General features: G+C 44.1%; 2 protein-coding genes. Both read left to right on the forward strand.

The window, feature by feature from the left end; translation table 11 throughout:
- The first annotated feature begins 105 nt into the window (after window positions 1-105).
- Entirely contained in the window at window positions 106-969 is an 864-nt protein-coding gene (locus tag A3762_RS12760) for an energy transducer TonB (RefSeq protein WP_082869120.1), read from the forward strand.
- Between the two features lie 42 nt (window positions 970-1011).
- Window positions 1012-1461 (forward strand): YqgE/AlgH family protein (locus A3762_RS12765; RefSeq protein WP_068755899.1); only part of this gene is annotated, 450 nt, incomplete at its 3' end.

Below are 1461 nucleotides of genomic sequence, written 5' to 3' on the forward strand. Positions count from 1 at the left end.
AAATTAATCGCGCCTATGATCTTGATATTGCAGGCGATCTAATGTGCGTTATCGAACAGAAGTTAAATCAATAATTCGTCTAAATAGACCGGAGAGCATGAAGTCGTGGCAGCAATACCTCAAGCAAATATAAAAGCTAGTGACCGCTTGAGCTTCACCATTTTTGTCGCCATTGCACTCCATGTACTCATGGTACTCACCGATTTTATTCAAGATGACCCCAAACCCGTCGCCAAAACCATGGAAATTACCTTGGCACGATTTGATGACGAAAAACGGCCTGACCAAGCAGATTTTTTAGCTCAAACTAATCAGCAAGGCAGTGGAAACGTCGAGGAAAAAGTAAGACAAAGTTCTCCAACTAAGTCGATCGATGAAAGTATGCTAATTCAAGAATCAGCATCTCCGGCCAAACCACAACAACAAGAAACTGAAAAACGAAGCGCTGTGGTAACGCGTGTCGCAGATGATTCTTTCAGTGCGTTGTTCGCTCCCGATCAAGAGTATGTCCCTGATTCTGAGCAGCCTGAATTACGCTCTCTGATTGAGCGCAGCTTGCAAATTGCAGAATTAGAAGCAAGCTACGAAGAACAGCTTCAGCAATATGCCAAAAAACCTCGTGTTACTCGTCTAGCAGCGGCTTCTACAATGAAGGCTGTTGATGCACGTTACGTTGAACAAGTCGTTGCTAAAATTGAGCGGGTAGGGCGTCAATTTTTCCCTACAGATCGTGGACGTAAACTGTACGGAAAGCCTCGCGTTTTAATCTCCATCTATTCAGATGGCAGTCTTAGAGATGTTGAAATTCGTTCAAGTTCTGGTGACCTAGTATTAGATGCAAAAACCAAAGATATCGTCAGCCGCGCCGCGCCCTTTGCTCCCTTCCCAAGTGAAGTAAGAAAAGAACGCGATGTACTTGAACTCATCCGTACATTTTCTTACACAGGAAAAGGTGTATATAGCTTTTAGCGCGACTAAACTACGGCCAGCGCAATATTTGAGAGAGCCAAGTTGACTGATTCAATCAACCTACAAAACCATTTTTTAATTGCGATGCCGCGTTTAGAAGATCCGCACTTCAATGGCACGATCACATACGTTTGCCAACATAATGAAGAAGGAGCCATGGGTATCGTGGTCAATAAAGCCGCTTATCTCGATCTAAATGAAATATTCGAGCAACTCGAGCTTCCTCTTTTAGAAACTGAGTCGCCAATTGAAGTCATGCAAGGCGGTCCGGTTCAAGTCGATCGAGGCTTCGTTCTGCATAACGATGGTTCATCTTGGGACAGCTCCTTTGCCGTAACCAAATCAATTCAATTAAGTACGTCTCAAGATATTTTAGCTGCGATTTCAAAAGGTAATGGCCCAGAAAATTATCTTGTCGCTCTAGGCTATGCTGGCTGGGGCCCAGGACAATTGGAAGAAGAGATCGCTCAAAACTCTTGGCTAACCTGCGTA

It is taken from the genome of Oleiphilus sp. HI0125 (assembly GCF_001635355.1).